6 protein-coding genes are annotated in these 7,208 nt (G+C 74.5%); 4 read left to right on the top strand and 2 right to left on the bottom strand.

The window, feature by feature from the left end; translation table 11 throughout:
* From atzF to ACRYR8_RS20635, 4 genes are all read left to right on the top strand, one after another.
* Positions 1-1,782, top strand: a 1,782-nt coding sequence (gene atzF, locus ACRYR8_RS20620; RefSeq protein WP_432486200.1) for an allophanate hydrolase, incomplete at its 5' end; no start/stop codon positions are given.
* A 40-nt stretch (positions 1,783-1,822) separates the two neighbouring features.
* Positions 1,823-2,791 carry an ABC transporter substrate-binding protein gene (locus tag ACRYR8_RS20625; RefSeq protein ID WP_432484960.1) on the top strand — a complete coding sequence of 323 codons (969 nt, stop codon included), beginning with the start codon at positions 1,823-1,825 and terminating at the stop codon, positions 2,789-2,791.
* 29 nt (positions 2,792-2,820) lie between these two features.
* On the top strand, positions 2,821-3,711 hold the full coding sequence (locus tag ACRYR8_RS20630; RefSeq protein WP_432484958.1) for an ABC transporter permease: 891 nt from the start codon (positions 2,821-2,823) through the stop codon (positions 3,709-3,711).
* A 29-nt stretch (positions 3,712-3,740) separates the two neighbouring features.
* On the top strand, positions 3,741-4,577 hold the full coding sequence (locus ACRYR8_RS20635; RefSeq protein WP_432484956.1) for an ABC transporter ATP-binding protein: 837 nt from the start codon (positions 3,741-3,743) through the stop codon (positions 4,575-4,577).
* 7 nt (positions 4,578-4,584) lie between these two features.
* On the opposite strand, the gene ACRYR8_RS20640 is transcribed toward ACRYR8_RS20635, so the two are convergent.
* A complete protein-coding gene (locus tag ACRYR8_RS20640; protein WP_432484954.1) occupies positions 4,585-6,369 on the bottom strand; it encodes a putative bifunctional diguanylate cyclase/phosphodiesterase in 1,785 nt (594 codons plus the stop codon).
* Positions 6,366-7,121, bottom strand: coding sequence for an alpha/beta fold hydrolase (locus ACRYR8_RS20645; protein ID WP_432484952.1), 756 nt, complete (start codon positions 7,119-7,121; stop codon positions 6,366-6,368). Before ACRYR8_RS20645 ends, ACRYR8_RS20640 begins: the two co-directional genes overlap by 4 nt.
* Positions 7,122-7,208: the final 87 nt, after the last annotated feature.

Raw genomic sequence — 7,208 nt, forward strand, 5'->3', positions numbered from 1 at the left:
CCCCCCCCCCCCCCCCCCCCCCCCCCCCCCCCCCCCCCCCCCCCCCCCCCCCCCCCCCCCCCCCCCCCCCCCCCCCCCCCCCCCCCCCCCCCCGGCCCGAACGTCTGGATCACCCTCCTCGACGAGGAGGTCGCCCTCGAGCGGGCGCGCGAGGTGGAGGACGACCTCGCCCGCGGGGAGCAGCGACCGCTGGCCGGGTACGTCTTCGCCGTCAAGGACAACATCGACGTCGCCGGGCTCCCGACGACGGCGGCGCACCCGGCGTTCAGCCACGTCGCCGAGCGCACCGCCACCGCCGTGCAGCGACTGCTGGACGCCGGTGCAGTCCTCGTCGGCAAGACGAACCTGGACCAGTTCGCCACCGGCCTGGTCGGCACGCGCAGCCCCTACGGCGTGGTGCGCAGCGCCGCCGACCCCGAGCGCGTCTCCGGCGGCTCCAGCGCCGGGTCCGGCGCAGCCGTGGGTGCGGGACTCGTGGACTTCGCCGTCGGCACCGACACCGCCGGGTCCGGCCGGGTGCCGGCCGCCTTCAACGGCGTCATCGGCATCAAGCCCACCTTGGGGCTGGTCCCCGCCGACGGGGTGCTGCCCGCTTGCCCCTCGTACGACACCGCCACCGTCTTCGCCCGCGACCTCGCCCTGGCCGCGACCGTGACGCGCACCATGGCCGGGCCCAGCGACCTCGACGCGCACAGCCGCCCGTGGCCGGCGAGCGCCCCGCTGGCCGCCCCGGAGCGCCCCGTGCTGGGGGTTCCGCGCGCGGAGGACCTCGGTGCGCTGTCGCCGGCGCTGCGCGAGGCGTTCGCGGCCGCGTGCCGGCGGGCCGAGTCCACCGGGGCGGTGCTGCGGGAGGTCGACCTCACGGTGTTCCTCCGGGCGGCGCGCCTGCTCTACGACGGCGGCCTCGTCGCCGAGCGCGCGTACTCCTTCGGCCGCTTCCTCGCCGAGAACCCCGACGGCGCCGACCCCAGCGTCGCCGCCATCGCCGAGCGGGCCGGCCGCGTCAGCGGCGTGGACGTCGTCGCCGACCAGCAGCAACTGCTGGAGCTGACCGCTGCGGGCCGCCGGATCCTCGACGGCGTCACCGCGCTGCTGCTGCCCACCGCGCCCGAGCACCCGACCGTCGAGGCCGTGCAGGCCGAACCCCTCGCGGTCAACGCGCGGCTGGGCACCTACACCAACTTCGTGAACCTCATGGACATGGCCGCCGTCGCCGTCCCCGCCGCCCACGTCCCCGGGGAAGGGCTGTTCGGCGTCAGCGTCGTCACCCGCGCCTTCGAGGACCAGGTGGCGATCGACCTGGCCGCCCGCCTGCTGGACGTGCCCACCGCTCGGGTCTTCGACGAGGCCGTCCCGCTGGCCGTCTTCGGCGCCCACCTGCGCGGGCAGCCCCTCAACACCCAGCTGCAGGCGCTGGGTGCGCGCTTCGACGGGCCGATCAGCACCACCGGCGACTACCGGATGCACGCCCTGCCCGGGACCCCCGACAAACCCCTCGTCTCCCGGGCCGCCGCGGGCACCGGTGCGGAACTGCCCGGGGAGCTGTGGCTGCTGAGCACCCAGGCCCTGGGGGAACTGCTGACCACGCTGCCGAGCCCACTGGCGCTCGGGCGCGTCCACCTCTCCGACGGCCGGCAGGTCCTCGGCTTCACCGGCCAGCCCACGGGCCACGAGGAGGACATCACCGCCTCCGGCGGCTGGCTGGCGCACCTCGCCGCCCGGTCCGGCCCGGTCGACACCCCGGACGCCCCGGGTGCCGACCCCGCCCTGCAGCCCGCCTGACCACCCCACCCACCCCACCCTCGAGCCCGGAGGCCCCACCGTGCGCACCACGCTCCGCTCCGCCGCCGCCCTCGCCGGCCTAACCGTCCTGGTGAGCGCCTGCGCAGCTCCCACCAGCACCACCGGCGCCACCCAGGAGGAGGGCACCGTCACCGTCGGGACCCTGCGCGGGCAGCCCCACCTGTACACCCCGTACTTCTACGAGGAGTTCGCCCCCGAGGGCACCGACGTGGAGGTCGTGCTGTTCGACAGCTCCACCGACATCAAGAACGCCGTCGTCTCCGGCGCCGTCGACTTCGGGGTCGCCGGTGCCCCCTCCGCGCTGGCCGGGATCGCCGCCGGCCAGGAGGTGCGCATCATCGCCTCCTCCGCCGACGGGGGCACCGGCATCGTCGCCACCCCCGAGGTGCAGTCGCCGGAAGACCTGCGGGGCAAGCGGATCGGGTACCCCCGCGGCGCTTCGCAGGAGATCCTGCTCAAGCTCGCCCTACGGGAGCAGGGCATCGACCCCGACGCGGACGTGGAACTGGTGAACCTGCCGTTCTCCGACATGGCCGACGCCATGGCCACCGGGCAGGTCGACGCCTTCTCCAGCGCCGAGCTGGGGCCCTCGATCGCCAAGCAGGCCGGCGCCCACGACGTCCTGTCGCCGTACGAGTCCGTGGTGGGCAAGGTCAACATCGTCCTGATGACCGCGCAGAGCACCATCGAGGACGACCCCGCGGTGGTGCAGGAGGTCGTCGACGCCCACATCCAGGCCACCGAGCACATCGACGCCGATCGTCAGGTCTGGGTCGACGGGGTCGTGGACACCTTCGGCATCGACCGGGCCGTGGTGGAGACCTCCACGCAGAACATCTGGCCGCGCTGGGACCTGCCGCAGGAGTACCGCGACCAGGTGTCCGCCCTGGCCGACGAGATGGTCGCCTTCGACCAGCTGCCCTCCCAGCCGGACCGCGAGGCGATCTTCGACACCACCTTCGTGGACTCCAGCGAGTTCGCGGGCTGAACCGACCGCCGACCGAGCCCGGAGGAACCATGACCACCAGCACGACCGCCGCCGTCAGCCCTCCTCCCACCGCGTCCACCGCACCCGCCGGCGGCGTGCGCCCCCGCAGCGGGCGGCGCCCGCCGTGGCGCACCTGGTTGCTCGCGCTGCCGGTCCCCGTCGTCCTGCTGCTGCTGTGGGACCGCGGCGTGGCCGGGGCGTGGACGCTGCCGCTGGGCATCCAGATGGGTTTCCTCCCCGAGCCGTCCCAGGTGGCGCGCCGCCTGGCCGACCTGGCCTTCGGCGGCCTGATCGACGACTCCTACAGCCGCACCCTGTGGATCCACCTGTACGCCAGCAGCCTGCGCGTGGTGCAGGGTTTCCTGCTGGCCGTCGCGCTGGCGGTTCCCCTGGGCATCGTCATGGGCCGCTCCAGCGTGCTGTTCCGGATGCTGGAACCGACGATCAACCTGGTGCGGCCCATCCCCGTGACCGCCTGGGCCCCGCTGTCCCTGCTCATCATCGGCTTCGGGGACCGGTCCACGATCTTCCTGGTGTTCCTCGCGGCCTTCTTCCCTGTCCTGCTGAACACCATCACCGGTGTCCGGCAGGTGCCGCAGCGCCTGCTGGAGGCGGCCGCGATGCTCGGCACGCCCGCGGTCCAGGCCCTGTACAAGGTCGTCCTGCCCGCCGCCGTGCCCAGCATCGTCAGCGGCCTGCGGATCGCGCTAGGGCTGGCGTGGGTCATCCTCGTCGTCGGTGAGACCGTCGGCATCAACGTCGGCCTCGGCGCGATGATCACGCAGGCGCGCGACCAGTCGCGCACCGACCTCATCATCTGCGGCATGGTCGTCATCGGCCTGGCCGGTTTCCTCGCCGACCGGCTGCTCGTGCTGCTCGTCCGGCTCCTCGCCGGACGGCGACCCCTCGTCAACCACTGAGCCCGCCCGAACCCCCGGAGACCACTGTGGTGAAGATCGGCACACCCCGTCCGACCCGCCCGGCGGACATCAGCGTCCACGGACTGGTCAAGCAGTACCCCGGTACCCCGGCGCCTGCCATGGCCGACGTCGACCTCGACATCGCCGCCGGGGAGTTCGTGTGCGTCGTGGGCGCCAGCGGCTGCGGGAAGTCGACCCTGCTGCGGATCCTCGCGGGTTTCGAGCAGGCCACCACCGGCCGAGTCGAGGTGGCGACGGAACCGGTCCGCGGACCGGGCCCGGAACGCGGCGTGGTCTTCCAGGACTACGGGCTCTTCCCCTGGCTGACCGTCGCGGAGAACGTCGCCTACGGCCCGAAGCAGGCCCGGTTGCCGAAGGCGGAGGTCACCGCGCGCACCGAGCGGGCGCTGGAGACCGTGGGGCTCAGCCGACTCACCTCCTCCTTCCCGCAGCAGCTGTCCGGGGGCATGCAGCAGCGCGTCGCCATCGCCCGCGTCCTGGCGAACCAGCCCGCCGTGCTGCTCATGGACGAACCCTTCGGCGCCCTCGATGCGCTGACCCGCTCCTCGCTGCAGCAGGAGCTCAAGCGCATCCACCGCGAGACGGGCACCACCGTCGTGTTCGTCACGCACAGCGTCGAGGAGGCCGTCTACCTCGCCGACCGGGTCGTGGTCATGGCCGGCGGCACCTCCCACGGCAACTCCGGCTACGTGCGCGAAGTGGTCGAGGTCGGCCTGCCCGAACCGCGGGACGTGACCGGCGAGGGCTTCAACGAGCTCAAGCGCCGCATCGATCGGCTGATCCACCTGCCCAACACCGCCGCTCCGGCACCCCGCAGCCCCGGTGGTGCACCGGTAGCGTCCTGACAGGCGCTCAGCGCGAGCGCGCCCACTCCTGCAGCGCGTCGGGTTGCAGCGGCCGGGAGAAGAAGTACCCCTGCACGAAGTCGCAGCCCATCTCCACGAGGGCGTCGAGCTGCTCGCGCGTCTCCACGCCCTCGGCGACCGCGCGGATCCCCACGGCGTGGGCGAGCTGCACGCAGGTGCGCACGATGGCGGCGTCGCCGTCGTTCACGCCGAGGCCGCTCACGAACGACCGGTCGATCTTCAGCTCGTCGACGGGGAAGCGCTGCAGGTACGTCAGGCTCGCGTAACCGGTGCCGAAGTCGTCCACGGCGATGCCGATGCCGAGGCCCTTCAGCGCCACCAGCGCCGCCTCCGCCGCCTCGGGGTCCGTCATCAGGGCCGTCTCGGTGACCTCCAGCACCAGCAGGTGCGGGTCCAGGCCGTGGCGCGTCAGCGCGGCGGTCACGGCGTCCACGAGGCCGGGGTCGGCGAGCTGCCGGGTGGACAGGTTCACCGCCACCTCGACCGTGGCGTGCTGCGGGTCGCGGGCCCAGCGGGCGGCCTGCTGAACGGCCGTGTCGAGGACCTGCGCACCGAGTTCACGCACCAGGCCCGACTCCTCGGCCAGGTCGATGAACTCCGACGGCGGCAGCAGGCCGCGCACGGGGTGCTGCCAGCGCACGAGCGCCTCCACGCCGGTCGTCCGCTCGTCGTGCAGGCGCACCCGCGGCTGGTAGTGCAGGCGCAGCTCACCCGCGGCGATGCCGCGGCGCAGTTCACCGAGCAGCCGCAGGCGGTCGACGACCGCGTCGCCGCGCTGCGCATCGTGCACCTCGACGCGGTTGCGTCCGCGGGCCTTGGCGCGGTGCATCGCCACGCCGGCGTCGTGCAGCACCCGGTCCGCCGAACGGTCCTCCGGGACGGTGACGGCGGCACCGATGCTGGCCGAGGCGACGATCTCCAGCCCCTGGATGACGACCGGGACGGTGAGCACCTCCAGCAGCCGGCCGGCCAGGCTGCGGGCGCGCTCCACGTCCTCGCAGCGGTCCACGACGACGAACTCGTCGGCGGACAGACGCGCGACCGTGGCGCCCTCGCGCACCGCCGCGCTCAACCTGCCGGCCACGGTGACCAGGAGCTCGTCCCCGGCGGCCGTGCCCAGGCTCTCGTTGACGACGGTGAAGTGGTCCAGGTCCAGGACCAGCACGCACACCGACGCGGCCGGTCCGGCGAGGGCGGACCCCAGGTGGGCGCTCAGCCCGGCGCGGTTCGGCAGGCCGGTGAGGGGGTCCTCCAGCGCGCGGCGGTGCGCGTCCGCCTCCGCGGCGGCCCGGCGGTTCTCCGAGTCCTCCACGCGCTGCAGCGCCGCGACGAGCTCGCGCTCGTGGGCGCGGCGCTCGGGGGCGCTGAACACGATGATCCGCACCTCGGCGGCCGCGCCGTCCCGGGCGGGGACGCGGGTGGCGGTGATGAGGGCGGGCCGGCGCGTGCGGTCGGCGGCGACGACCTCGGCGACCACCTCGCTGACGCCGCCGGTCGTGCCGAGCTGCGGTGCGCTGTGGGTGGACCACAGGATCCGGTCGCCCACCGGCAGCAGGCGGCTGAACGCCGAGCCCAGCAGGTCCTCGCGCCGGTGCCCCGACCAGGCGAGGAACGTCGCGTTGACGCGGGTGACCCTGCCGTCGTCGTCCGTCGTGAGGTACCCGCAGGGGGCGTCCTCGAACAGCTCCTCGAACGGTCCCGCCGCGTCGCCCGGCGTGCCTCCGGGCGCGTCCCGGGGTGAGGCGACCGCGGGGGCCTCGCCGGCCGTCACGGCCGAGGCAGCAGGTGCTCGAGGATCGCCGCCGCCGTCTCCGCGGGCGCGCTGACGTGCGGGCAGTGCCCGGACGCCCGCAGCGGCACGAGGGAGCCGTGCGGCAGGCGCGCCACGACCTCCCGGACCGCGGAGTCGGGAGCCAGGGCGTCGTCACGGCACTGCAGCACGGTCGTCGGCACGCTCACGCGGGTCAGCAGCTCGCGCGAGTCGGTCAGGAACGTCGCCCGCGCGAAGCGGTGCGCCGTGCCCGGGTCGAGGCGGCGGAACGATCCGGTGAACTCCTCGCCGAGCTCGGGGCGGTCCGGGTTGCCCATGATCATGGGTCCGACGTCCGCGGTCCAGGACAGGTAGTTGTGGTCCAGCGAACCCAGCAGCTCGTCGACGTCCTCGGCGGAGAAACCGCCGTCGTACCCCTGGGCGGGGTCGTCGGTGTAGCGCGCCGACGGCGCGAGCATGAAGATCTGGCGGAAGCGCCCCGGGACGCGCAGCGCGGCGCGCGCGGCGATCATCGAGCTGACGCTGTGCGCCACCACGGCGACGTCGCGCAGGTCCAGCTCCTCGCACACCTCCACCAGGTCGGCCGCGTACCCGTCCAGGGTGGAGTACCTCTCGCGGTCGTAGGCGTCCGCGTCGAAGCGGCCGGCACCCGCCTGGTCCACCAGGACGACGCGGTGCCCGGCGAGGAAGGACGGCGACAGCCGCTCCCACACCCCCTGGTCGGAACCGAAACCGTGCAGGAGCAGCAGCACCGGGGGGGGGGGGGGGGGGGGGGGGGGCCGGGGGGGGGGGGGGGGGGGGGGGGGGGGGGGGGGGGGGGGGGGGGGGGGGGGGGGGGG

The sequence above is a fragment of the Kineococcus esterisolvens genome, assembly GCF_050871405.1.
Taxonomy (GTDB): domain Bacteria; phylum Actinomycetota; class Actinomycetes; order Actinomycetales; family Kineococcaceae; genus Kineococcus.

What these genes read in the sequence shown, in the direction of transcription:
- ACRYR8_RS20630 (WP_432484958.1), top strand. Translation starts at nt 2,821, where the DNA reads ATGACCACCAGCACGACCGCCGCCGTCAGCCCTCCTCCCACCGCGTCC.